Here is a 24,190-nt window from a genome sequence, read left to right as displayed (position 1 = left end):
CCGCGTTTTTGTTTGCCCGAAGGACATCCACGATGCGCGCGGTCCTGATCCTCAATGCCGCGGCCGGCAGCATGGCCGCCCTGAACGACCCCCGCGCGCTGCTGGAGGCCGCGATCGAGGCCGCCGGCTTCACCATCATCGCCCGCCCTGACGATGCGCAGACCCCCGACCGGCAATGGGACGCGGCCGTGGCGGCGGCACCGGACGCCGTCTTCGTGGCCGGCGGCGACGGCACGCTGCGCGCCATCGCCACCCTTGCGCTGGGCAGCGACATCGCTCTTGGCCTGTTGCCGGGCGGCACGATGAACCGCGTCTGCCAGCGGCTGGGCCTGCCGCCCGATCCGGTGGCGGCGGTCGCATCCTATCGTCCCGGCCAGACCGCCGGGCTCGACATCGTGCGGTTGAATGGCGAGATCTTCCTGTATCAATCACTGATCGGCGCGCCGGCCCGGCTGTTGCGCTTTCGCGAATTGCAGCGTGGCGGTGGGTTGCTCGGCTGGCTGCCGCTGCTGCGCGTCGCGCTGCGGAACCTGGTGCGCACGCCATGGAATGATGTGGTGGCGCCGATGCCGGGCCGCAGGCACAGGCGCGGAAACGCGGCGGTGGTCACGGCGCCGGCGCCCGGCGCGCCATCGGCGCTGACGCTGCAACTGGTGCGGTCGCGCGGCATCCTGGGGCGGCTGCGACAGGCCTTCCGCTGGTTCACCGGCCGGCTTGCGCAGGATCCGGACGTCCTGACGCATGAATCCCCCCGGCTGGTCGTGCACGGGCGCCGCCGGCGTATCCGGGTCAGCCTGGATGGCGAGATGATGCTCGCCACCCCGCCATTGCGCTTCCGGCTGGACCCGGGGGCGCTGCGCATCCTGGACCCCAGGCCATGACCCTGCGCCTGGCCCATCTGTCCGACCTGCATTTCGGCGAGGCCGGGGCCGAGGCCATCGCCAGCCTCGGCGCCGCGTTGCGCGATGCGGCCCCCGATGCGGTACTGGTCAGCGGCGACCTGACCCGCCGGGCCAGATCCGCCGAATTCGCCGCCGCCGCCGGTTTCCTGGGCGGCTTCGACGTGCCGGTGCTGGCGGTGCCGGGCAACCACGACATTCCGCGCACCGACCTCTGGACGCGCTTCCTCCGCCCGCTGGCGCCCTGGCAGAAGTTCCACGGATTGGATCGCGAACCGGAGTTGGAATGCGGCGACGTGGTGGTGCTGGGGCTGGATACGGTGCAGCGCGCGCATTGGCACATGGACTGGTCGGCCGGCGGATTGTCGCAGCGACGGCTGGACCGCCTGGCGGCCCGGCTTGCGACCTATCGCGGGCGGCGCATCATCGTCCTGTGCCACCATCCGCTGCGGCATCCCGCCTGGGCCATCGGCCGCGAACCGGCCTTTGGCGCCGGGGCGGCCGTGGCCTTGCTGCGCGATGCCGGCGCGCTGGCCATCCTCTGCGGCCACCTGCACCGCGCCGACGCGCCCGATGAAGGCGCCGGGGCGCCGTTGCAATTCATCGCGCCCAGCGCCCTGTCGCCGCGCACCAAGGGGTCGCCGAACGGCTGGAACCTCGTGACCATCGATGCCGCGGGGTTGCGGGTGGAGACGCAATGGCTCCACCCGCCCGTCACCGCTTCGGCGCCGCCGGCTTCGGCGTAGCCGGGCGGCGCCACGACGGCAGCGCCCGGGCCTGGACCTTGGGCGAGGCCATGGCACGGCGCGGCCGGCTCAGCCGCGCCCCGCCCTCCGCGCGCACCAGTTTCAGGGTGCGGGTGTGGAAGGCCTCCAGCCCCGGGCGATGCCCGATCGACACCAGCGCCGCCTCCGGCAAGTCGTCCAGCACCAGTTGCATCATCGCGTCCTGGTTCTTCTCATCCAGCGCGGCCGTCGCCTCGTCCATGAAGATCCAGCGCGGCTTGCGCAGCAGCAGGCGGGCAAAGGCCAGGCGCTGCTGTTCGCCCAGGCTCAGCACGCGGTCCCAGCGGTCCTCATCGCCCAGGCGGTCGCCGAACGCCTCCAGCCCGACCCGGGCCAGCGCCGCGCGCGCATCCTCCTCCGTCACGCTGTCCGGCGCGCCGGGATAGGCCAGGGCGCCCAATAGCGTGCCGAGCGGCAAATAGGGCCGCTGCGGCATGAACATCATCGTCTCCCGCGGCGGGGTCACGATCTCCCCGGCACCCCAGGGCCACAGCCCGCCGATGGCGCGGAACAGGGTCGACTTGCCGGTGCCGGATTCGCCCTGGATCAGCACCCGTTCGCCGGCATGGATCTCGGCCGAGGCATCGGCGATGACCGTCGTGCCATTGGCGAAGGCGACTTCCAGCCCCTTGAAGGCCAGCATCTCGTCACCGCCCTCGGTGACGCCGATGGTCGGCTGCTCGGGGTCGGCGGCCAGCGCGTCCAACTCCTCGATCACGGCGCGGAAGGCCGCCAGGCGGGTCGTGGCACTGCGCCATTCGGCGATGCGCGGGAAATTGTCGACGAACCAGTTCAGCGATGCCTGCACCTGACCGAAGGCGGCGCCGATCTGCATCAGCCCGCCCAGGGTGATCGCACCGGCGAAATAGGCGGGCGATGCGACCACGGTCGGGAAGATCATCGCCAGCGCGCCATAGGCCGATGTCAGCCACATCAGGTTGCGCTGGCTGCGCATCAGGTTCTGCACGGCCGTCGCGACGCTGCCGAACAGCCCCGTCAAACCGCGGCGTTCGTCGGCCTCGCCCCGGATCAGCGCAATACCCTCGCCGCTCTCGCGGCCGCGGGTCAGGCCGAAGCGGAAATCGGCCTCGGCCGTGGTGCGCGCGATGTTCAGCCGCACCATCGGCCGGCCGACCAGCCAGGTCAGCGCGGTGCCCATCATGGCATAGAGCAGCGCCGCCCAGACCATGTAGCCGGGCACTTCGAACTCATTGCCCAGCAACGACAGGTGCAGCGCGCCCGACAGGGTCCACAGGATGCCGACGAAGGAGGTCAGCATCAGCGCCGAATTCAGCAGCCCGGTGGCGAATTCGACCGCGAGCTCGGTCGCGACCCGGGCGTCCTCGGCGATGCGCTGGTCGGGGTTGTCGGCGCCGGTCTCGGTCATCTCCAACTGGTATTGCCGGCCATCGGACATCCAGTCGGCCAGCAGCGATGTCGTCAGCCATTCGCGCCAGCGCAACTGGATCAGTTGCTTGACGTAGAGCTGGTACACCGCGACCGACATCGACAGGCCAGCGAGGCCCAGGAACAGCAGGATCTGGTAGCGGAAGGCACTGCCGTCCCGGCTTTCCAGCGCGTTGAAGAAGTCGCGGTTCCACAGGTTGAAGCGGATCTGCAAGCCGACCTGCAGGATGGTCAGGACCACCAGCCCCGCGATCAACAGCCGCGCGTCGCGCCGGTCGGGCGCGGTCAGCCAGACGCGCGTCAGCCGCCAGAAGGCGCGTAGCGGCCTGGCGGCGGGACCTTCCTCAAGGATTTTTGGGGGCGGCTCGGCGATCGTGGCGCTCATCGCGGTGCCTCGGTTGGGGTTGCTTCGGGAACGGGCACGGGTTCGAGCGCCTCGGGGTTCGCGCCGATGCGCGTGGCGTCGATGGCGGTGGTGTCGCGCAGGCGGGTGCCCGGGCCTTCCGCGGCCAGCGCCTGGCCCACGGCCAGCCGGTTGCCCAGCAGCGCATGCACGGCGGGCGCCAGGCGCAGGCTGTCGCCATTGGCCAGGAAGACACCCATCGCATCGCCCTGCGGCGACAGCAGCGGCCCCGCCACCTGGCCCTCGATCCGCAGGACCCGCGTGCCGCGGGCGGTGCTGGCGAACCAGGCGGGGCTGGCGACGAAATTGGCCGGGTCGGCGTCGGACTTCGCCCAGGCCAGCATGGTGATCACGGGGGCCGTGCGGGCGCGGATGCCCCAGACGGTCAGCCCGGCCCCGGGCTGCACCGCCGCCATCAGGTCTTCGGCATCGGCGGGGGGGAAGACGAACTGCGCGCCTTCGCGGAACAGGCCGCGATCGGTCTCCCCGGCCGGATTGGTCAGCCAGCGTTCCAGGCGCCCGCTGTAGGATGGCAGTTGCGTCGGGTCGAACCAGAGCCCGCGCGGGCGTTGGGCGGCGGCGCGTGTCGCGACCAGCGCCGCCGCCGGAATCAGAAGCGCGCCCCCCAGCAAGCCACGCCGTGCGAGCGAGGCCGTCATGTCGAAACACCGCGCCCGGTCAGCAGGGACACGGCGAAGAGCACCAGGAACAGAAAGAACAGCACCCGGGCGATGCCGGCCGAAGCCGAGGCAACCCCACCAAACCCCAGCACGCCCGAAATCAGGGCCACCACCAGGAAAATCAACGTCCAGTAAAGCATGGCATCCTCCATGACGGCATGTGCTGCGGCAACGCCGCAGGGACGGCCAGGGTTGCTGCCCGGGCGGCTTTGGGGTTGGGTGCCGCGACGGCAACTGTTGCCGTGCGGCCTGTCGGGGCCGATGCACGCAGGTTTTTATGTTAATTAAATAAAACACTAAAAAAATTTGTTATTAAATCTGCCCACCACCCCCGCCGCAGCAGCCCGGAAACAAGGTGAACCGGCATGGCTGCGTCCACCACGCCACAGCCCTGGCCGGCAGGACGCCCCATCCCCAGCGCATTATGCACGATTTTCATTCGTTATATCGGTTGACGAACACCGCCACCATGCCTAGCTCTGCGCGACCAAGGCGATCTCGCCGCACCCGCCCGCGGACACGGCGCCCCCATCGCCCATGGACCAGCACATGCCCCGATCCACACCCCACCCCGCCGATCCGCGGGCGGCACCGCGTGCCGATACCAGGATCGAACAGGCATGACCGAAGAACGTCCGGTCGCCATCGCGCTGACCGACATCACCCGGCGCTTCACCGCGGGCGGCACCCTGGCGCTGGATGGCGCCTCCCTCACCCTGCGCGCCGGTGAGGTCTTTGGCATCGTCGGCCGGTCCGGCGCCGGCAAGTCCACGCTGATCCGCACGGTGAACCTGCTGGAACGCCCCGATGCCGGGCGGGTCGAGGTCCTGGGCCAGGACATGCTGGCGCTGGACGATGCCGGGCTGCGCGCGGCGCGGCGCGGAATGGGCATGGTGTTCCAGCACTTCAACCTGCACAGCCGCCGCACCGTCGCCGAGAACATTGCCTTCCCGCTGGAAATCGCCGGCATGCCGCGCGACCAGCGCCGGGCGCGCGTGGCGGAACTCCTGCCCCTGGTCGGGCTGGAAGCCAAGCGCGACGCCTACCCCGCGCAACTGTCGGGCGGGCAGCAGCAGCGCGTCGGCATCGCCCGCGCCCTGGCGTCAGGCCCGCCGATCCTGCTCTGCGACGAGGCGACCAGCGCGCTCGACCCCGAGACCACGCGCGACATCCTGGCGCTGATCCGCGACCTGCGCGACCGGCTGGACCTGACGGTGTTGCTGATCACGCATGAAATGGCGGTGGTGAAGGCGATCTGCGACCGCGTCGCGGTGATGGAGGCCGGGCGCATCATCGAACAGGGCCGCGTCTTCGACGTCTTCACCCGCCCCGAACACCCCACGACCCGCAGTTTCGTGGCCGAGGTGATCGGCCTGGGCGTGCCCGCCGGCAGCCTGGCCCGCCTGCCCGCCCCGCGCCCCGGCAGCGCCCGCCGCCTCGCCCAGGTGGTCTTCACCGGCCCGCATGCCAGCCGCCCGGTGGTCAGCGAGGCAAGCCGCGACTTCGGCCTCGACCTCAACATCGTCTCCGGACGGGTGGATGAGATCGCGGGCGAGCCCTTTGGCATCATGACGCTGGCGGCCTATGGCCCGGCGCCCGCGCTGGAGGCGGCCTTTGACTGGATGCGTGGCCTCGGCCTGACCGTGACGGAGCTGGACGCATGACCTGGCTGACCCCGAGCTTGCAGGACCTGTTGATCGAGGCGCTGTGGGACACCGTGCTGATGGTCGGCGCCAGCGCCGCCATCGCCGTGGCCTTCGGCCTGCCGCTGGCGCTGCTGCTGCATGTCACCGGGAACGGGGGGCTGAGCCCGCAGCCGCTGGTGAACCGGCCGCTGGGCCTTGTGGTCAATGCCACGCGCTCCACGCCCTTCATCATCCTGATGGTGGCGATCGTGCCCTTCACGCGGCTGGTCGCCGGCACCTCCATCGGCACGGGCGCCGCCATCGTGCCGCTGGCACTGGCCGCCACCGCCTTCCTGGCGCGCCTGTTCGAGAATGCGCTACGCGAAGTGGACCGCGGCGTGATCGAGGCCGCGCGCGCCATGGGCGCGTCCCGACTTCAGATCGTGACAAAGGTGCTGGTGCCGGAAGCGCTGCCCGCGCTGATCGCCGCGACCACGGTCTCGCTGGTTTCACTGGTCGGGTTTTCCGCCATGGCGGGCGCTGTCGGCGGCGGCGGGCTCGGCGACCTGGGTATCCGCTTCGGCTACCAGCGCTTCATGCCGGAGGTGATGGCCACCGTCGTCATCATCCTGATCGTCTTCGTGCAGGGCCTGCAATCCTTCGGGGATTGGCTGGTCCGCCGTGTCTCTCATCGCTGAAGGAGTCTTTACCATGATCGCTCGTCGTTCCTTGTTGGCCGCCGGCGCCATCCTGCCCTTCGCGGCCCAGGCCCAGGTCCAGGCCCAAGATATCGGCAGCGGCCAGCGCCCGCTGCGGATCGGCGTCACCGCCGGCCCGCATGCGCAGGTGATGGAAAAGGTGCGCGAGATCGCCGCGCGGCCGGAGGGACCAGGACAGGGCCTCGCCATCCGCATCGTCGAATTCCAGGACTACATCCAGCCGAACGCGGCGCTGGCGGCCGGTGACCTCGACGCCAACAGCTACCAGCACCAGCCCTTCCTCGACCAGCAGGTCGCGGACCGCCGCCTGCCGCTGGTCGCGGCCGGCAAGACACTGATCTTCCCGATCGGCGTCTATTCCCGCCGCCATCGCAGCGTGGCCGACCTGCCCGCGGGCGGGCGCATCGCGATTCCGAACGACCCGACCAATGGCGGCCGCGCGCTGGTGCTGCTGGCGCGCAGCGGCGCCTTCACCTTGCGCGGCGGCAATGACTTCCGCGCCACCGTCGCCGACATCGCGGAAAACCCGAGGCGCTTCCGCATCGTCGAATTGGAAGCAGCCCAACTGCCCCGCGTGCTGGACGAGGTCGAGGCCGCCAGCATCAACACCAACTTCGCCATCCCCGCCGGGCTGAACCCGGTGCGGGATTCGATCGCGCTGGAAAGCGCCGACAGCCCCTATGCCAACCTGATCGCCGTGCGCCAGCAGGATCGCGAGGCCGCCTGGGTCCGCCGCCTGGTCGCCGCCTACCAGACGCAGGAGGTCAAGGATTTCGTCCAGGCGACCTTCCAGGGCGCCGTGGTCCCGGCTTTTTGAAGGAGATGCCTTCCATGTTCCGTCGTTCCATCCTGACCCTCCCGGCGCTGCTGCCCTTCGCCGCGCAAGCCCAGGCCCCCGCCATCGGCACCGCCGCCCGGCCGCTGCGCGTCGGCGTCACCCAGGGCGTGCATGCCCAGACCTTCGAGAAGGTGCGCGAAGTCCTGGCGCGCGACGGCTTCATCACCCGCGGCATCGAATTCGGCGATTTCATCCAGCCGAATGCGGCACTTGCCGCTGGTGACCTGGATGCCAACGCCTACCAGCACCTGCCCTTCCTTGAGGCGCAGCGCGCCCAGCGCGGCTATGACTTCGTGCCGGTCGGCAAGACCGTGCTGACCCTGATGGGGATTTTCTCGCGCAAGGTCCGCAGCATCGACGCGCTGCCGAATGGCGGGCGCATCGCCATCCCGAACGACCCCACCAATGGCGGCCGCGCGCTGCTGCTGCTGGCCGAAGCCGGCGCCTTCAAGCTGCGCCCGGGTGCGGATCACCGCGCGACCGTCGCCGACATCGTCGAAAATCCCAAGCGCCTGCGCATCATCGAATTGGAAGCCGCCGCCATCGTGCGCGCGTTGGATGACGTGGACGCCGCCGCCATCACCGGCAATTTTGCCGTGCCCGCCGGCCTGAACCCGCTGCGCGACGCACTGGCGCGGGAGACGGAGCAGAGCGTCTATACCGTGCTCGTCGTCGTGCGCCGGGCCGACAAGGATCAGCCCTGGGCAACCCGCCTCGCGCAAGGCTACGCCCACCCGGAGGTCCGCGCCTTCGTCGAGACCACCTTCGGCGGCGCGGTAATCCCCGGTGCCTGACCGCCGCCAACTGCACCTGGGGGCCTTCATGCGGCCGGTGGTGATCCACACCGGCGGCTGGCGCTATCCCGGCGCCTGGCCGGACGCGAATTTCAACTTCCCCAAACTCGTGCGCCTGATCCAGACGCTGGAGCGCGGCAAGTTCGACGCCTTCTTCATGGCCGACCACCTGGCACTGCTGAACATGCCGGTGGAATCGCTGCGCCGCAGCCATACGGTGACCAGCTTCGATCCGCTGACCCTGCTGCCCGCGCTGGCCGCGGTGACCGAACGGATCGGGCTGATCGCCACCGCATCGACCACCTACAACGACCCCTACCATGTGGCGCGGAAATTCGCCTCGCTCGACCATATCTCGAACGGCCGCGCCGGGTGGAACCTGGTGACCACGGCCAACCCCGACGCCGCGCTGAATTTTGGCCATGACGAACACATGGCGCATGGCGAGCGCTACAAGCGCGCGCGCGAGTTCCATGACGTGGTCACGGGGCTGTGGGACAGCTTTGCCGACGACGCCTTCATCCGCGACGTCGACAGTGGCGTGTTCTGGGACCCGTCGCGGATGCATGTGCTGAACCACGAAGGCCCGGAACTGAAGGTGCGCGGGCCGCTGAACGTGGCGCGGCCGGTGCAGGGTTGGCCGGTGATCGTGCAGGCCGGCGCCTCCGACGCCGGGCGCCAGATCGCCGCCGAAACCGCCGAGGTCGTCTTCGCCGCCGGCGGCCCCATCGCCGATGCCCAGGCCTTCTACGCCGATGTGAAGCGCCGCGCCGCCCGTGCCGGGCGCGATCCGGACGGCATCAAGATCATGCCCGGCTGCCTGGTCGTGGTCGGGGAAACCCTCGACGAGGCCCGCGCCAAGCGCGCCCTGCTGGACAGCCTGGTGCATGAGGACAGCGCGATGGGCTCGCTCACCGTCGCCCTCGGCGTCGATGCCCGGCAGTTCGACCCGGACGGTCCCCTGCCCGAGATTCCCGAGACCGAGGGCGGCAAGTCGGGCCGCGCCCGCGCCATCGCGATGGCAAAGCGCGACAACCTGACGGTGCGGCAATTGGCGCAGCGGCTCGGCGGCTATGGCGGCAACGCGATGGTCGGCACGCCGGCGACCATCGCCGATGAGATGGAAACCTGGCTGGATGGGCACGCCTGCGACGGGTTCAACATCATGTTCCCCTACGTCCCCGGGGGACTCGACGACTTCGTGACGATGGTGGTGCCGGAATTGCAGCGGCGCGATCTGTTTCGCACCGACTACACGGGCACGACCCTGCGCGACCACCTGGGCCTGAAGCGCCCGCCCAACCGCTTCTTTGCATAGTTGCGGTTGCGCCGTTGAGAGGGCAAAGCCCCTCTCAACGCATCAGCCCCGGCGCAAACGCCCGGCAATACCAATCGTCGTCGCGCTGCCGCACCGCTTCCAACGCCGCCCGCACCTGGAACACGTCGCTGCCGCAGACCGCGTCCAGCGCCCGGTCCAGCCCCATCACCCCGCCCACGGCCCGCAGCACCCGCCGGATGCGCGGCGCCGAGAAATGCAGGAACAGCATCCGCAGCACGTTGCAGGTCACGACGTGCTCATCGACCTCGTAGTTCCGCGTCTCGCGGAAGTAATGCGCCACGGTCGCCACCGGGTCGCCTTGCACGCGATAGCCCAGTAGCCAGGCCCGCAGGCAGATCTCCAGGTCCTCGCTGCCCCAACTGGTGAACCCCTCCTCATACCGCCCGATCGCGTGGAAGGTCGCCGTGCGGAACGCCTGGCACGCGCCGATGGTCAGCGGCACGTCATAGGCATCCGCCACGTCCAGCGGCTCATACCAGTTCGTCTCCAGCGCATGATCGACCCAGGCGACCCCGCACCCCCGCGGCGCGGCCTCCCGCAGCCTGGTGAAGCACGGCCCCACCAGCGCCACCTGCGGGTCGGCCAGGGCCAGGGCCATGCGGTCCAGCCAGGTCTCCGACACCTCGCAATGCGCATCCAGGAACACGACCCACTCGCCCAGCGCCCGCGCCGCCCCCAGGTTGCGCGCCCGGGCGACCCCAAGCCCGCCGCCATCCACCACGCGGATCCGCGCATCGCCGCCGCGATACCTCTCGGTACTGCCGTCGGTGGAGCCATCATCCACGATGACCACCTCATAGTCCGGGCCGCGTGTCCGGTCGCGGATGCTGTCGACCGTCATGTGCAGCAACGCGCCCTCGTTCAGCGTGGGGATGACCACAGTGAACAGGTTGGGCCGCCCTGCCTCACCGCTCGGCATCGGACTCGCCATCCTCCTCGGTCTCGATGAAGCCCAGGACCACCTCGCCCATCTCGCCCCCGTCCTCGTCCTCCGTGGCGCTTCCCATGGCCACCTCGCGCATCAGCGCCTGCGCGATGGCCACCGCCGACCCGGCCAGGTCAAGCTCCCAGCCCAGCGCCTTGGCCAAGGCCTCCGGTGCGGTGGTCGCGACCTCGTCGATCCGGGTCAGCCCGGCGCGCGCCAGTTCCGGCATCGCGGCGGCCAAGGCCCCGAACCGCTCGACCTGCAATTCGGCCGGGTCGAACACCGTGCCGCCGAAGCGCACGAAGGACCGCACGGGCCCCACCTCCGGCACCAGCCCGCCCAGCCGCGGGTCGCCCGGGTCGAAGCGCGACACCGGCGGGAAGCGGGTGAAGGCGGTGAACGGCGTCAGCCGCGTGAACCGCGTGATCGAAGTGAAGGGCGTGAACCGCGTCAGCGTGGTGAAGCGCGTCAGCGCCGTGAAGGGCGTGAACCGCGTGATCGAGGTGAACCGCGTCAGCGACGTGAAGCGCGTGAACAGGGTGAACGGCGTGAACCGCGTGAACCGCGTCAGCGAGGTGAAGAACGTGAAGACGAAGTCGCCGCAGCGCAGCGCCTTCTCCGCATCGATGCGGCCATGCCCCCAGGCATTGTTGAAACTGCCCGCCCCCAGCTTCTTGGCCGAACTTTTCAGGCAATCCTTGATCTTGGTGTTGGAAAACGCCGGATGCCGGCTCCACATCAGCGCCGCCAGCCCGGTCACGAAGGGCGTCGCCATCGAGGTTCCGTCGAACACGTCGTAATTCAGGCTGATCGACGGATCGACGCTATAGGTCGGCGTGGTCGACAGGATGCCGCTGCCCGGCGCCACCACGGTCACTTCCGGCCCGTGGTTGGAAAAGCCCGACACAGCATCGCTGTCGGTGGTCGATCCGACCCCGACCACCCCGGTGATCGTGGTGGAATAGGCCGCCGGGAAGATCACCGGCCCGCCATTGTCATTGCCCACGGCGGCGCAGAGCAGCATGCCGTGGTCGCTGGCGTATTGGCAGGCGTCGCGCTTGGTCTGGTTGTCGCCGCCGCCGCCGCTGTAGTTGATGACGACCTTGAGGTTCTGCGCCACCGCGTAATCGGTGATCTCCTCCATCGCATCGGCGAAGTTGGAGGAGGTGCCGCTGCCATTGGCATCCAGCGTGCGGCACACATAGACGTTGCAGCCCCAGTTCATGCCGGCGACGCCGGTCGCGTTGTTGCTTTCCGCCGCGGCGATGCCCGCGACATGCGTGCCATGGGCATTCAGGTCGCGCGGCGTGCCGCCATCGACGAAATCGGTCCCCATGATGAAGCGCCCGGGCGCGTTCAGGTCCGGATGGTTCAGCGCGCCCCCCACCGACATCGAGATGCCGCTGTCGATGATGCCGATCAGCACCCGGGCCGGGTCGCCGGTCTGCAGGTCCCAGGCCGTGTGCGAATTGATTTTTGGGTAGCCCCATTGTTCATCGTAACGGGTGTCACTGGGGATGACCTGGATGGTATCGATGACATCCGGTTCGGCGTATTCGATGTCGTCGCGGCGCGACAATTGCAATGCCAATTCCGGGATATTCTCCGCTTCGCCCAGGATCAGCACAAATCGCCCGGTTCTGGATGGCGCGCGCAGCATCCGGCTGCCGGGAACCATCGCCTGGATCGACGCCATGCTGGATTCCAGCGCCTGGACGCTGTCGCCCTCCGCCGCTTTCAACTTGACGATGATCCGGTTCGACCGAAACCGAACCTTGGCACCCTGCCACGTCCCATCCGTTACATTGACGGTGGTTTCCTCGCGACTGCCGCGTTTGCGGATCATGGCACCCTCCCTGGCTTTTGTTGATTTTTTACAAGGGTCGAGACTTTCATTTCTGTTGCTGAAGTGTGCAGCAGGCGGGTCGGCAAAACCAGTTCTTTCAACGCTCGGTTGTTAGGATTTTTTACCCCACCTCCTGGTGGACTGTGATATGGAACATTCCATGAACATATTCCACCAACCCCCACCCCGCCCCTGGTCCCCGCTGTCCGATGCCGAATGGCAGGCGCTCTATCCCTTCCTTGCGCATCGCTCCCCCGCCGGCCGCCAGGTCGGCGACCTGCGAAGCCGCATCGACGCGATCTTTCACGTCGCCTGCGCCCAGGCCCCCTGGCGGGACGTGCCGGACCGCTTCGGCAAGCCCGACACCATCGCCCGCTATTTCCGGCGCCTGACCCATGGCGGGCTGTGGCAGGCCCTGCTCAAGGCCCTCGTCCCCCTGGATGAAACCCATCCCCTGCGGGCGATCCAAACCTTCATCTTCCGCGCCTGCCGCCGCGCCCATCGCATCCTGGGGCTGCAATTCCTCGTCCTGATCCGCCGCCTCGGGATGCGTTCGGCGCTGAACGGCCCGCCCTGGCTGCTGCCCGATCCCGATTTGTCCGAAAGAGTGATGCGCCACTGCTGGCCTGCGATTGAGCGCCGCGACATCACCGTCATCCGGCTCCTCCGCAAGCTGCTCCGCACCCTCGCCGGCAAACGGTCCATACCCCGCAGCGTGCGGCTGGCCTGGCCCTGATGCGCCTGGCCCTGGTGCGCGAGGCCCTGGTGCGCGTGGCCGGGGCTTGTCGCGCGCCCCCGCCCTCGACAGGTTGCGCCGATGCTTTTCATCCGCGACAGCCTGCCCCAGGACATCCCCGAGATCGCCGCGATCTACGCCCATTGGGTCACCCATGGGCTGGCCAGTTTCGAACTGGCGCCGCCGGAGGAGGCAGAGATGGCCGCCCGCCGCGATGCCGTTCTGGCCGGCGGCTATCCGCACATGGTCGCGGTGGCGGGGGCCGGCACGGTGCTGGGCTATGCCTATGCCAGCGCCTATCGCACCCGCCCGGCCTATCGTTTCACGGTGGAGAACAGCGTCTACGTCGCCCCCGGCGCGGGGCGGGGCGGGGTCGGGCGGGCCTTGCTCTCGGCCCTGATCACCCGCTGCACGGCCCAGGATTTTCGCTTGATGGTCGCGGTGATCGGGGATTCGGGGAATGCGGCCTCGATCGCCCTGCATGCCCGCGCGGGGTTCGCCCATGCCGGGCTGCTGCCCGCCATCGGCTGGAAGCATGGGCGCTGGGTGGACAGCGTGCTGATGACCCGGGCCTTGGGGCCGGGCGCCGAGACCCCGCCCGCGGACTGATCTGCCACCACCTTGGGCGGCACCTGCCGAAGGTCGCGGCAAGCCCCGCGCGGCGGGTCGCGATTGCCCAAGGATTCGGCTTGCCCGCCCCCCGACCCAGGGCAGAGTCAGCCGCGATGCCCGACGCCCACCACACCCGCCACGACATCGCCGCCCTGCTGGCCGCCTGCCCCCAGGTCCCTTTCGAAAGGGACCAGGCGCTGGTGCGGCAAAAATCGCGGGACTTCTTCTGGTTCAGCCCGATCCTGAACCGGGTTTTTCGTCACAAGTCCGCCGACATCATCGCCCGCCCGCGGGACGAAGCCGATGTGATCACCATCGCCGCCGCCTGCGCCCGCCTGCGCATCCCCATCACGGTGCGCGGCGCCGGCACCGGCACCTATGGCCAGGGCGTGCCCGAACAGGGCGGCGTGCTGCTGGACATGACGGGGCTGGACCGCGTGCTCTGGGCCGACGAACGCGGCGCCCGTGCCCAGGCCGGCGCCCGGATGATGGCGGTCGAGGATGCGGCGCTCGCGGGCGGGCGGGAGATGCGGATGCATCCCTCGACCAAGCGCATGGCCACTATCGGCGGGTATTTCTGCGGCGGATCGGGCGGCATCGGCAGCAACCTCTGGGGCGGGTTGCGCGAACCCGGCAACATGCAGGGCGCCCGCGTCATCACCGTGGAAGCGACCCCCCGCGTGCTGGAATTGCGCGGGCAGGACTGCAACCTCGTGAACCGCACCTATGGCAGCACCGGCATCGTGGTGGAGGTGGAGATCCCCCTCACCCCCACCCGCCCCTGGCGCGACGCCATCATCGCCTTCCAGCACTTCCCCGCCGCGCTGGAGGCAGCCCATGCGCTCGCCACCGGCCCGATCCCGGCCAAGCTGGTCAGCCTGCTGGAGAACACCGCCGCCATCGGCCTGCCCCCGGTTTTTGGCGAGGACGCAGCACCCCCCGGCGACCACCTGATCCTGGCCATGGTCGATGCCGCCGACGAAGCGGCGCTCCGTTCGCTGGCGACCACCCACGGCGGCCGCATCACCCTCTTCGCCGATAGTCGTGGCCGCGAAGCCGATCCCGATGCGGTGCCGGTCTACGAAGGCACCTGGGGCCACACCACGCTGCACGCCCGCAAGGTCGATCGCGACGTGACCTACCTGCAAACCCTGCATCCCCCCGGCCGCATCATCGAAGCCGCCACCTGGTCCTGGCACGCCCATGGCGGGCACGAGATGCCGCTGCACCTGGAATTCATCCGCTACGAAGGCCAGCCCGCCGCGAATGGCGCGCATCTCCTCCGCCTGCCGGCCGATGATTCCGCCGCCCGGGCGCGGCTGGCCGAGATCATCGCCGCCCATGAAGCCGCCGGCATCCCCGTCGCCAACCCCCATGTCGCGACGGTGGAGGACGGCAGCCGCCACAAGCGCGCCCGGCGACCAGCTGGGCTTCAAGGCGCTGGTCGATCCGCACGGCCTGCTGAACCCCGGCAAAATGCCGTCCTACCAGCCCGCCATTCCATGACCACCAAGGGAGACACCACCATGATCCTGACCCGACGTGCAGCCCTGGGGGCGGGCGCCGCCCTGCTCGCCGCCCCCCGCATCGGCCACGCGCAGTTGCAGCGCGTGCGCTTCAGCCTGGACTGGATCTTCCACGGCTCCTACGCCTTTGCCGCCGCCGGCGAACGCAACGGCATCTTCCGCGATGCGGGCGTGGATATCGTGACCAGCCGCGGCTTTGGCTCGGGCCGCGTGCCGGTCGATATCGCCGCCGGCACCTATGACATCGGCATCGGCGACATGACGCCCGCCATCCGCTTCATGGCCGAGAACCCCGACCGCAACCTGGTCTGCGTCGCCATCATCTACGACCAGTCCCCAGCCTGCGCGACGGTCCGCGCCGACGGCCCGATCACCGACGCGAAGATGCTGGAGGGCAAGACCCTGGCCGCCCCGGAATTCGACGGTGGCCGCCAGATTTTTCCTGTCTTCGCCAACTACGCCGGCTTCGATGCCAGCAAGGTGTCGTGGAACAGCGTCTCGCCGGAATTGCGCGAGCCGATGCTGGTGCAGCGCCGGGCCGATGGCATCACGGGCTTCATCACCTCGACAGGCCTGTCGCTCAAGGGCCTTGGCATGGATTGGCCGGCCCAGCGGATCTTCCGCTACAAGAACTACGGCATGGATTTCTACGGCTCGGGCCTGCTGACCACGCGGCAGGTGTTGCGGGAGCGGCCGGAGGCGATCCGCGCCGCCGTCGGCGCCCTGATCAAGGCCAGCGTCTGGACCTACAAGAACCCCGCCCAGGCAATCCAGTATCTGGCGCAGCGGGAAACCCTGACCAACGTGCCGCTGGAAACCGAACGCCAGCAGGTGACCTTCGACGAGATGATGGTCAACGACCAAGTCAAGGCCCGCGGCCTGTCCTACGTCGAGGCACCGCGCATGCAGCGCCAGATCGACGGCATCGTCTCGACCTTCAACCTCGCCCGCAAGCCGAGCGTGGACGAGGTCTATACCGACGCCTACCTGCCCCCCGTCGCCGACCGGATGCTGTAGGGGGGCCTATGAGGCGGCGCCGGGCGGTGGAATCATGGGGGCATGACCCCCTTCATTCCCGGCGACCACCTGCCGCCCATCAGCCTGCCGGATGCCTCCGGGCAGATGGTGGACCTGGCGCACCAGTCCATCGCGGGGCAGCACCGGGTGCTGCTGCTGCGGCCCGACGCGAACCCCGTGCTGGGGCCGGAGGGGGTCACGCTCTTCAGCATCCACCCCGTCCCGCCGGACGGGCAGCGCGACCTGCCTGGCCCGGTGCGGTTGTTCGACCCGGAGCGCCGCCTCTTCGCCGCCTTCGGCCTGCCCGAGGGCGGCGTCATCACCCTGACACCCCGTGGCAAGCTGGGGTTTGCCGGGACCGACCTGGCCGCCGCCCTGGCCAGCATCACCCCGACCCGCGCCCCGGCGCCGGTGCTGCTGATCCCCGGCGTGCTGGACCGGGCCCTGGTCGCCGACCTGATCGCGCATTGGGAGGCGGGGGAAAAATCGCGCGACCGGGTCGCCTCCGCCGCCGGTGGGGCGACCGCCGCGGCGAATATCAAGCGGCGGACGGATGTGATGCTGGACGACCGGGCACTCTACGCCCGTGTGCAGCAGCGGATCGAACGCCGCGTGCTGGCCGAGATGTGGCGCGCCTTCCGCTTCCGCGCGGCGCGGTTCGAGGCGCCGCGGATCGGGTGCTACGACGCCTCCGATGCCGGGGCCTTCGGCGCCCATCGCGACAACCGCACGCCCTATACGGCGCAGCGGCGCTTTGCCATGAGTCTGAACCTGAACACCGGCGCGTATCAGGGTGGCACCCTGCGCTTCCCGGAATTCGGGACAGATGACTACGAACCCGAAGCCGGCGGCTGCGCCATCTTCTGCTGTGACCTGCTGCATGAGGCGATGCCAGTCACCGCGGGGCGGCGCCTGGCGATCTTCACCTTCTTCACCGACCAGGAAGGGGCGGCGGCCGAACAGAAACTCATGGCCGAGGCCGCCGCGCGGGGGGATGCGGGCATCAGGATGCGGTGACGGGCGTCGCCTCGGCCAGCAGGGCCTGCAGGTCCAGCCGGGCGTTGCGCATCGCCAGCCCGCCGGTCGCATCGCGGGGCCAATCGGCCTCGGCCCGGTCGCGGTAGAGTTCGACGCCATTGCCATCGGGGTCGCGCAGGTAGACGGCCTCGCTGACGCCGTGATCGGCCGCGCCCTCGATCGGGACGCCGGCCTGCACGACGCGGACCAGCGCGGCCCCCAGGCTGGCGCGGTCGGGATAGAGCAGGGCGACGTGATACAGCCCCGTCGCGTCATCCGGCGGCGGGCTGCCACCCAGGCTTTCCCAGGTGTTGAGTGCGATGTGGTGATGGTAGTCACCGGCGGCGAGGAAGGCCGCCCGCGAGCCCATGCGCTGGGTCACCTCAAGCCCGATCACGTCGCGCCAGAACCCCAGCGCGCGGTCGAGGTCGGCGACCTTCAGATGGACATGGCCGATACGGAAAGCGGCAGGCAGGGTGGACATGGCGGGGCTCCTTGGACGCCCCGAAGATGGCGCCGGGGCGCCACCTTCGCCAATCGGATCATCGCATCACCGTCATTGCGCGGGGCAATGAGGTCAGCCGACCGAGAGCCTGCGCTCCACGACCTGCTGCTTCATGCTCTTCTGCAGCTTTTCAAACGCGCGCACTTCGATCTGGCGCACCCGCTCGCGGCTGATGTTGTACTGCTGGGAGAGTTCCTCCAGCGTCGTCGGCTCATCCTTCAGGCGGCGTTCGATCAGGATGTGGCGCTCACGCTCGTTCAGGGTCTTCAGCGCGCCGTTCAGCAGGTCGCGCCGATTGCCCATGTCCTCGCGCTCGGCCAGCTCGGTCTCGACGCTGTCGCTGTCATCCACCAACCAGTCCTGCCACTCGCCATCGCCATCGGCGCGCAGCGGGGCATTCAGGCTGTTGTCGGAACTGGCGAGGCGCCGGTTCATCGAGATGACGTCCTGCTCCGGCACCTGGAGCGTGTGGGCGATCTTGGCCACCTGTTCGGGCTGCAGGTCGCCTTCCTCCAGCGCCGCCATCTGGCCTTTCAGCCGGCGCAGGTTGAAGAACAGCTTCTTTTGGGCCGCCGTCGTCCCCATCTTCACCAGCGACCAGGAGTGCAGGATGTATTCCTGGATCGCGGCGCGGATCCACCACATGGCGTAGGTCGCCAGGCGGAAGCCGCGGTCGGGGTCGAAGCGCTTGACCGCCTGCATCATGCCGACGTTGCCTTCGGAGATCAGCTCCCCGACCGGCAGGCCGTAGCCGCGGTAGCCCATGGCGATCTTGGCCACGAGACGCAGATGCGAGGTGACGAGCTTGTGTGCCGCCGGGTGATCCTCATTATCCCGCCAGCGCTTGGCCAGGGAGAGTTCCTCCTCCGGTGTCAGCATCGGGAACTTACGAATCTCCTGCAGGTAGCGGGAGAGGTTGCCTTCCGGCGCGATAGGCAGGGCGAGAGCCGCCATGAACCGATCCTCCTGGGCCAGCGGGCCACCCCGTGACGGCGGCGCCCGATCTGGTCGGTGGTCGATGCCCGGGTTTGGGCATCGGGCGATCTCTGGCCCTAACGCGCGGTCCGCGCCCCGGTCACGACGGGGCAGAAATTTTTCGGATCGCGGCGCCTTGAGCGGCACCAGAGCTTCGCCTAGGGGCAAAGATTACACAGATGTAGGATCAACACGCAAGCAATCCCTGCGTAACGGCAGGGACTCAGACTGTAACCGTCTGTTGCGGGGGCCCGGGCGCGGGCCCTGGGCGATCGTTAAGATCTCCCGGGATTTGGCACGGCACGCCGACCGAAACAAGAAGGTCGACGACGCCCACGGGAAATTTCTTAACCAGCGTCCAGGGTATCCAGCAACACTTGCATATCCGGCGGCACCGGCGTGGTGAAGGACAGGGTTTGACCGGTGATCGGGTGCTTGAAGCCCAGGCTGGCCGCGTGCAGCGCCTGGCGGGGGAAGGCCAGAAGCGCCTCCCGCGCCGTCGCAGCCAGGCCGCGGGCGGCGGCGGGTGTGCGGCGCAGATAGACCGGGTCGCCGACCAGCGGGTGGCCCTGGTGGCTGAGATGGACGCGGATCTGGTGGGTTCGGCCGGTCGCCAGGCGGCAGCGCAGCAGGGCGCAGGCGCTGCCCCAAGCCCGTTCGGTGGCATAGCGCGTCAGGGCCGTCTTGCCCGCCCTGGCGCCGCCGGGGCCGACCACGGCCATGCGCTTGCGGTCGGTGGCGTGGCGGCCGATCGCGGCCTCGATCTCACCACTCGCGGGGTTGGGCAGGCCCCAGACCAGGGCCAGGTAGTCCCGGTCCAGGTCGCGGTTGGCAAAGGCTTCGGACAGGCGGCGGTGCGCGACCTCGGACTTCGCCACGACCATGACGCCGGAGGTGTCCTTGTCCAGGCGATGGACGATGCCGGGCCGGGCCTCACCGCCGATGCCGGTCAGGTCGTCGCCGGCGTGGGACAACAGGGCGTTGACCAGCGTGCCGTCGAGGTTGCCCGGGGCCGGGTGGACGACCAGGCCGGCGGGCTTGTCGAGGACGATAAGATAGGTGTCCTCGAACAGGATCGTCAGCGGGATGTCCTGGGCCTGTGGCGTCGCTGGGACAGGCGGGGGCACGGTCAGGGCGTAGGTCGCGCCGGGGCGGATGGCCTCGGCCGGTTCGCGCAGGGGGTGGCCGTCGCGGGTGGCGTTCCCTGCCTCGATCAGCGCCTTGACGCGGGAGCGCGACAGCCCGCCTATCCCGTCGGCCAAGAAGCGGTCGAGGCGCATCCCGGCGTGGTCGGGGGTCGCGGGCAGGGTATGAATTTCTGGAGGGAACGTGGGCGCGCTCAAAGTGCTGGTGACCGTGATGGGGGTGCTGATCGTCGCAGCCACCGTGACGCTGGTTGTGCTGGTCGTCCAGCGCGCCGGGGGCGGGGCGGACCCGATGCAAGCGGCGGTGGCGTTGCGCCAGCCCGCCGGGAGCAGCATCGGCGGCGTGGCCGCGGCCGAGGGCCGGATCGCGATCTGGGTCCGGCGGGCCGATGGCGACCGGGTGCTGCTGGTCGATCCGCGCCGCGGGACCATCGCCGGCGAGGTGCGGCTGGGCGAGTAGCCATGGCGCATGACAAGCCGAACCTGCCGCAAAAAATTTGTGCGGCCTGCGCCCGGCCCTTTGCATGGCGCCGGAAATGGGCGCGGGACTGGGCCGAGGTCAGGTTCTGTTCCGACGCCTGCCGCACGGGGCGGTATGCCGCGGCGAAGGGTGGGCTTGATCCCGGCGGCGGCAAGCGGTAACAGGCGCCTCCCTCGACACGTCCCCATCGTCTAGAGGCCTAGGACACCGCCCTCTCACGGCGGTAACAGGGGTTCGAATCCCCTTGGGGACGCCAACGATTTCAAGCCACTAGGCTGATCGTCAGGAGGTCTGTCTAATATTCTGTCTAATATCCGTTCGCGAACCGAGGCGAATGCCGGCGGTTTGCGGCAAAGCCTTTGATGGCCAGCGTAGCGAGTTCAGCAGGAGACCATCGCCATGCGTGGGATCAGGGCCGTCGGGGTCATCGTCATGCTTTTCGCGATCATCGGCGCTGCGCACATGTGGTGGACGGCACCAGCGCCCTTTGATCCGCTCGATTGGTGTCGCACCTCGGTCAGGCTCGATCCAGCGATGAACCTCACGCTGAAGGACCCTCAGAACCACGGCGGCACCATCTGCCTCCTGGCGCAGCGACTGGAGGTCGAACGCGGGGGGCTTCCCGGGATGATCCCGCAGGAGCCCGCCATCACCGAAGCCAAAGCCATCTGGCGACGCAGCCGCTAGCACCGAGGGGGTGCCTAAAGTCTGGCCGGATAGGGCCATTAGCCGTTTGGGTAGGTCTCTTTTCGTAAACCGGGAGAATTTCACCCGTAGCAGCCAAATGCAGGCGCCGGCTGAGGCTCAACATCTGATTTGCGGACGTCCGTCCCTTCCAGGACTGGGCGACGCGGCTGATGCTGATGGCTAATCCGCCATAGCAACCTCAGTTCGTGGTCCGATGCTCGACGCATACTGCGCGAGCGTCCGCCGACCGGCCTGGTATGCGGCGAGTTCACGGCCGGAAAGCTGGACCGACCGGGTCGTCTGCCTCGCCGGGTCCACTGGCCGTCCGGCCATCACCACCTCGTAGTGGAGATGGGGCCCGGTCGAGAGGCCGGAGGAGCCGACCCTGCCGATCACGTCACCCTGTCGCACCCGTCGTCCTGGCGCGATGCCACGGGCGAAGCTTGAGAGATGCGCGTACCGCGTCTCAACTCCCCCGGCATGTCGCAACCGCGCCAGGCGGCCGTACCCGCCATCCATACGGGCGGATATGACCGTTCCGTCCCCGGCCGCATACACCGGCGTGCCGCTCGGCGCCGCGAAGTCTGTGCCACGATGCAGCCGCGTGAAGCCCAGCACCGGATGGTTGCGAAGGCCGAAGCCCGATGAAATCCGTGCACCGTCGAGTGGCGTGCGAAGGAGGGAGCGGCGCAGGCTCTCGCCGTCGGCATCGAACCACTCCGTCGTGCCGTTCCTTGTCTCATGACGCCAGAAGGCGATGCGTCGGTCCGAGAGTACGAGTTCCACTTGCAACACGCGGCCATGGCCGAGAACATCGCCGTCGCTGCCGCGAAACCGCTCGAACAGGACGGAGAAACGGTCCCCCGGCTGGATGTCGCGCTGGAAATCGATCTGGTGGCCCAGCACCCTGACCAGGGCCAAGGCGAGGCCGGGCGGAAGGCCGGCAGCGGTCACGGCGGGATAAAGACCGCTTTCGATCGAGCCCGTGGCCATTGCAAGCATGCGCTGCTGGGGCTCGAGGATGTCCTCCACACGCCAGCGATCATCGCGGCGACGAGCGCGGATCGTGCGACCAGGCGCGGGCTCGATCTCAAGCTCGATGAGCACGTCGTCACGCGACGAATCGAGTTGGATCGAGACCTCCTGGCCGGGGCGCAGAGACCTGGGCGAAAAGACCGGCGTGATCGCGCCGACCAGGTCATGCACCTCGGAGCGGTCGATTCCGGCACCGGTGAGCAGCGCCCCCAGCGTGTCTCCTGGTCGCACGACGAGGACGCGCTCGGTCGTCGATGCGCTCGCGACACTGACCGGCGGGACACCGAGCGCGTCGCAAGCGAGCAAGCCAAGCACCGCCGACGCCACCTTCGCTAAGGCCCTAAGCTGCATCGTCCTGATGACCCCACCAATGAAGGGGATGGTCAATCAGGTCGCCGCTGAGCGGTCAACCCGGGCCAGCACCTCGCTATCGCCTTTCCGCCGGCGGTGAAGCCGCGCGTTCAGGCGGCGCCGGCCTGAACCCGGCACCCCAGCCCAGCGTCGCATCCGGTGCCCATGCGGGGCGCGTTGTCCCGCGCCCGTCCCGGCTGGCCAGCCTGCTATTCCTTCGCTCGCTCCCGCGCCTCAGGCCCCGCCACGGCGACCGGCGCCGGATCTTCGCTCGCCTCTGCGCCCGGGTCATCGGTGCCGGCTGCCTGGGGCTGTTCTCGCCGCTGGCTTTCCGGGCCCGCCACGGCAACGGGCGCCGGATCGCCGTCGGGATGGTGTTTCTTGGACGCCTGTTTCGGGGGCGAGGCGTCGGCTGCCTTCTTGGACTCATGATCGCTTGTCATGCTGGTATCTCCACCTGGAGGACGCCGCACCCAAGGGTGTTCCGGCGCTGGTGCAACGCCCGCCCTGATCCCAGAGTTGCAGGGACACGGCCTTGAACCGGGGCGGTTCAGCCCCGGTCCAGATAATCGAACCGCAGCCCCGGCGTGCCGCTGCCGCGCCCGGCTTCGCGCGCCCGGCCAACCCAGAACCACGGCTTGCCGTCACTGCCGCGGGCGTAGCGTGCCGTGCGGCGCACGCGCAGCCCGGTCTTCGGCACCTCCTCCTCATTCAGGAACTTCGTCTCGCCGACCAGCACGGAATTGAATTGCGGGTTGGCCGCCGAAGCCGTCTCCACCGTGCGGCCGCGACGCAGCCGCACCTCCCGCCCCAGCCCGCCCCGCGCGTCGATCTGCCGCGGCACGTAGGGAATCCAGGCCGGCAATGTGTCGGAGAAGAGCCGGAACTCCCCCTCCGTCCCCGGCGACCGCGCGGTGGGCGCACCGCGCGGCACGCCATCGGCATTCGTCACCCGCGCGCCGTCGGCCGTGTGGTAGAGTTGTTCAAAGGCCCAGACGAGGTTCGCACCCTCGTCGCGCACGAAGCGCACATCTTCCAGCACGTCATTCTCGACAATGTCGATCGCGACATTCGGCGCCATCAGCACGGGGGGCCCGCCCAACGCCGCCCCATCCGTCGCGGCGACGCTGAACACCTGCCAGTCCGCATCGGCGGCGGCCGCGAGTTCCGTGACCACGCCAAAGCTGTCTTCCACCACCAGCCTGGTGATCTGGCGCAGGCTGCCAGCGGGCATCGGCGCCGGGATCAAGTACCAGTTGTTGATGTCCACGTAGAAGAATTCCGGCAGCAGCATGGACAGCACGTTCGGCTCGACATCGGCGGCGGAATCGAAGGCTTCGTCGCCATCCTCGAAACGCCACCAGCGCGGATAGGGGGCGCCGCGAAAGCCCATGCCGTTCGGCACCATCTCGACGGTCGGTTGGTCCAGCCCGGTGACGGTCTGCTGCTTCGCCTGGTCGAAATGGTACCAGTCCAGCGCGCGCCCGCCGTATTCCGTCGCGACGAAGCGCCGCTCCGCGCTGCTGAGGCCAAAGCCGTAGTCGAGTTCGGTGCTGTTCCAGGCGGGTGCCGAATGGTCGGGGCGTTCCGCCTCGACCAGCGCCTCCAGCGGTTCGGCGCCGGTCAACGGCAGGCTGGTGCCGCCCACCACCACCTCCCGGAACGGATCGATGCGGCTGTCGTAGCGCATGGCGACCGGCTTGCCGCCGTTCTCCGCCTCGAACTCGCCCGTCTGCCATTGGCGCGCCAGGAACCACAGCGGGTCCTTGACCCGCGCGCCCAGGGCCTCGGTCAGATTCACGCTGCTGTCGGTGGCGAGGAGTTGCTGTGTCTCGGGCATGCG

General features: G+C 69.1%; 25 protein-coding genes and 1 tRNA gene. 15 read left to right on the top strand and 11 right to left on the bottom strand.

All coding sequences use genetic code 11. From position 1 onward, the window contains the following. The first annotated feature begins 32 nt into the window (after positions 1-32). Both ACQW02_RS02240 and ACQW02_RS02235 read left to right on the top strand, forming a co-directional pair. Positions 33-881: a diacylglycerol/lipid kinase family protein gene (locus ACQW02_RS02240; protein ID WP_431283654.1), complete on the top strand. Its 849-nt coding sequence runs from the start codon at positions 33-35 to the stop codon at positions 879-881. Continuing rightward, on the top strand, positions 878-1,645 hold the full coding sequence (locus ACQW02_RS02235) for a metallophosphoesterase family protein (RefSeq protein WP_431283653.1): 768 nt from the start codon (positions 878-880) through the stop codon (positions 1,643-1,645). The genes ACQW02_RS02240 and ACQW02_RS02235 overlap by 4 nt, the downstream gene beginning before the upstream one ends. On the opposite strand, the gene ACQW02_RS02230 is transcribed toward ACQW02_RS02235, so the two are convergent. From ACQW02_RS02230 to ACQW02_RS02220, 3 genes are read right to left on the bottom strand one after another with little or no spacing between them, the layout of a single operon-like run. Next, positions 1,614-3,476, bottom strand: coding sequence for an ABC transporter ATP-binding protein/permease (locus tag ACQW02_RS02230; RefSeq protein WP_431283652.1), 1,863 nt, complete (start codon positions 3,474-3,476; stop codon positions 1,614-1,616). The genes ACQW02_RS02235 and ACQW02_RS02230 overlap by 32 nt on opposite strands. Then, positions 3,473-4,153 (bottom strand): hypothetical protein, encoded by a 681-nt coding sequence (locus ACQW02_RS02225; RefSeq protein WP_431283651.1) that lies wholly within the window; start codon positions 4,151-4,153, stop codon positions 3,473-3,475. Before ACQW02_RS02225 ends, ACQW02_RS02230 begins: the two co-directional genes overlap by 4 nt. Continuing rightward, complete coding sequence (locus tag ACQW02_RS02220; RefSeq protein WP_431283650.1) at positions 4,150-4,314, bottom strand: DUF1328 domain-containing protein; 165 nt, start codon at positions 4,312-4,314, stop codon at positions 4,150-4,152. The genes ACQW02_RS02225 and ACQW02_RS02220 overlap by 4 nt, the downstream gene beginning before the upstream one ends. Positions 4,315-4,794: 480 nt before the next feature. Between ACQW02_RS02220 and ACQW02_RS02215 the strand changes: the two genes are divergently transcribed. Genes ACQW02_RS02215 through ACQW02_RS02195 form a run of 5 tightly spaced genes read left to right on the top strand, consistent with a single transcriptional unit; the run spans position 4,795 to position 9,468 of the window. After that, complete coding sequence (locus ACQW02_RS02215) at positions 4,795-5,838, top strand: methionine ABC transporter ATP-binding protein (protein ID WP_431283649.1); 1,044 nt, start codon at positions 4,795-4,797, stop codon at positions 5,836-5,838. Continuing rightward, positions 5,835-6,497, top strand: a complete 663-nt coding sequence (locus ACQW02_RS02210; RefSeq protein ID WP_431283648.1) for a methionine ABC transporter permease — start codon at positions 5,835-5,837, stop codon at positions 6,495-6,497. The genes ACQW02_RS02215 and ACQW02_RS02210 overlap by 4 nt, the downstream gene beginning before the upstream one ends. Positions 6,498-6,510: 13 nt before the next feature. Then, positions 6,511-7,335, top strand: a complete 825-nt coding sequence (locus ACQW02_RS02205; RefSeq protein ID WP_431283647.1) for a MetQ/NlpA family ABC transporter substrate-binding protein — start codon at positions 6,511-6,513, stop codon at positions 7,333-7,335. A 14-nt stretch (positions 7,336-7,349) separates the two neighbouring features. Continuing rightward, entirely contained in the window at positions 7,350-8,150 is an 801-nt protein-coding gene (locus tag ACQW02_RS02200) for a MetQ/NlpA family ABC transporter substrate-binding protein (protein WP_431283646.1), read from the top strand. Further along, positions 8,143-9,468 (top strand): LLM class flavin-dependent oxidoreductase, encoded by a 1,326-nt coding sequence (locus ACQW02_RS02195; RefSeq protein WP_431283645.1) that lies wholly within the window; start codon positions 8,143-8,145, stop codon positions 9,466-9,468. The genes ACQW02_RS02200 and ACQW02_RS02195 overlap by 8 nt, the downstream gene beginning before the upstream one ends. 34 nt (positions 9,469-9,502) lie before the next feature. Here the strand turns inward: ACQW02_RS02195 and ACQW02_RS02190 are convergent, their stop codons facing one another. Together ACQW02_RS02190 and ACQW02_RS02185 are read right to left on the bottom strand one after the other, a co-directional pair. After that, positions 9,503-10,408 carry a glycosyltransferase family 2 protein gene (locus tag ACQW02_RS02190; RefSeq protein WP_431283644.1) on the bottom strand — a complete coding sequence of 302 codons (906 nt, stop codon included), beginning with the start codon at positions 10,406-10,408 and terminating at the stop codon, positions 9,503-9,505. Further along, on the bottom strand, positions 10,395-12,260 hold the full coding sequence (locus ACQW02_RS02185; protein WP_431283643.1) for a S8 family serine peptidase: 1,866 nt from the start codon (positions 12,258-12,260) through the stop codon (positions 10,395-10,397). Before ACQW02_RS02185 ends, ACQW02_RS02190 begins: the two co-directional genes overlap by 14 nt. A 160-nt stretch (positions 12,261-12,420) precedes the next feature. On the opposite strand from ACQW02_RS02185, the gene ACQW02_RS02180 reads away from it, so the two are divergent. The 4 genes from ACQW02_RS02180 (at position 12,421) to ACQW02_RS02165 (ending at position 17,168) form a co-directional block, all read left to right on the top strand. Continuing rightward, entirely contained in the window at positions 12,421-12,996 is a 576-nt protein-coding gene (locus tag ACQW02_RS02180; RefSeq protein WP_431283642.1) for a transposase, read from the top strand. An 81-nt stretch (positions 12,997-13,077) separates the two neighbouring features. Continuing rightward, on the top strand, positions 13,078-13,605 hold the full coding sequence (locus ACQW02_RS02175; protein WP_431283641.1) for a GNAT family N-acetyltransferase: 528 nt from the start codon (positions 13,078-13,080) through the stop codon (positions 13,603-13,605). Between the two features lie 116 nt (positions 13,606-13,721). Beyond that, positions 13,722-16,151, top strand: a complete 2,430-nt coding sequence (locus ACQW02_RS02170; protein ID WP_431283640.1) for an ABC transporter substrate-binding protein — start codon at positions 13,722-13,724, stop codon at positions 16,149-16,151. A gap of 42 nt (positions 16,152-16,193) precedes the next feature. After that, entirely contained in the window at positions 16,194-17,168 is a 975-nt protein-coding gene (locus tag ACQW02_RS02165) for a 2OG-Fe(II) oxygenase (RefSeq protein WP_431283639.1), read from the top strand. Here ACQW02_RS02165 and ACQW02_RS02160 read toward each other — a convergent pair. From ACQW02_RS02160 to ACQW02_RS02150, 3 genes are all read right to left on the bottom strand, one after another. Then, complete coding sequence (locus ACQW02_RS02160) at positions 17,155-17,652, bottom strand: VOC family protein (protein WP_431283638.1); 498 nt, start codon at positions 17,650-17,652, stop codon at positions 17,155-17,157. The genes ACQW02_RS02165 and ACQW02_RS02160 overlap by 14 nt on opposite strands. A gap of 93 nt (positions 17,653-17,745) precedes the next feature. After that, a complete protein-coding gene (rpoH, locus tag ACQW02_RS02155; RefSeq protein WP_431283637.1) occupies positions 17,746-18,627 on the bottom strand; it encodes an RNA polymerase sigma factor RpoH in 882 nt (293 codons plus the stop codon). A gap of 368 nt (positions 18,628-18,995) precedes the next feature. Next, the gene (locus tag ACQW02_RS02150) at positions 18,996-19,928 is read right to left on the bottom strand and encodes an RluA family pseudouridine synthase (protein WP_431283636.1); all 933 of its coding nucleotides are present in this window, start codon (positions 19,926-19,928) and stop codon (positions 18,996-18,998) included. 49 nt (positions 19,929-19,977) lie between these two features. On the opposite strand from ACQW02_RS02150, the gene ACQW02_RS02145 reads away from it, so the two are divergent. The 4 genes from ACQW02_RS02145 to ACQW02_RS02130 all read left to right on the top strand — a co-directional run bounded on the left by ACQW02_RS02145 (position 19,978) and on the right by ACQW02_RS02130 (position 20,961). Next, positions 19,978-20,253 carry a DUF6476 family protein gene (locus ACQW02_RS02145; RefSeq protein WP_431283635.1) on the top strand — a complete coding sequence of 92 codons (276 nt, stop codon included), beginning with the start codon at positions 19,978-19,980 and terminating at the stop codon, positions 20,251-20,253. Between the two features lie 2 nt (positions 20,254-20,255). Further along, positions 20,256-20,435 (top strand): DUF2256 domain-containing protein, encoded by a 180-nt coding sequence (locus tag ACQW02_RS02140; RefSeq protein ID WP_431283634.1) that lies wholly within the window; start codon positions 20,256-20,258, stop codon positions 20,433-20,435. 19 nt (positions 20,436-20,454) lie between these two features. After that, positions 20,455-20,530: transfer RNA gene (locus ACQW02_RS02135), tRNA-Glu, on the top strand. A 143-nt stretch (positions 20,531-20,673) separates the two neighbouring features. Beyond that, a complete protein-coding gene (locus ACQW02_RS02130) occupies positions 20,674-20,961 on the top strand; it encodes a hypothetical protein (RefSeq protein ID WP_431283633.1) in 288 nt (95 codons plus the stop codon). A gap of 180 nt (positions 20,962-21,141) precedes the next feature. Here the strand turns inward: ACQW02_RS02130 and ACQW02_RS02125 are convergent, their stop codons facing one another. The 3 genes from ACQW02_RS02125 to ACQW02_RS02115 all read right to left on the bottom strand — a co-directional run bounded on the left by ACQW02_RS02125 (position 21,142) and on the right by ACQW02_RS02115 (position 24,187). Next, on the bottom strand, positions 21,142-22,383 hold the full coding sequence (locus ACQW02_RS02125) for a peptidoglycan DD-metalloendopeptidase family protein (RefSeq protein WP_431283632.1): 1,242 nt from the start codon (positions 22,381-22,383) through the stop codon (positions 21,142-21,144). Positions 22,384-22,556: 173 nt separating this feature from the next. Then, complete coding sequence (locus tag ACQW02_RS02120; protein WP_431283631.1) at positions 22,557-22,790, bottom strand: hypothetical protein; 234 nt, start codon at positions 22,788-22,790, stop codon at positions 22,557-22,559. Between the two features lie 107 nt (positions 22,791-22,897). Next, entirely contained in the window at positions 22,898-24,187 is a 1,290-nt protein-coding gene (locus tag ACQW02_RS02115) for a hypothetical protein (protein WP_431283630.1), read from the bottom strand. Between the last annotated feature and the right edge of the window lie 3 nt (positions 24,188-24,190).

The organism is Humitalea sp. 24SJ18S-53 (assembly GCF_050632385.1).
Classification (GTDB): Bacteria; Pseudomonadota; Alphaproteobacteria; order Acetobacterales; family Acetobacteraceae; genus Humitalea.
The sequence above is the reverse complement of the archived record's forward strand: the minus strand, read 5'-3'. Positions and strand labels throughout refer to the sequence as shown.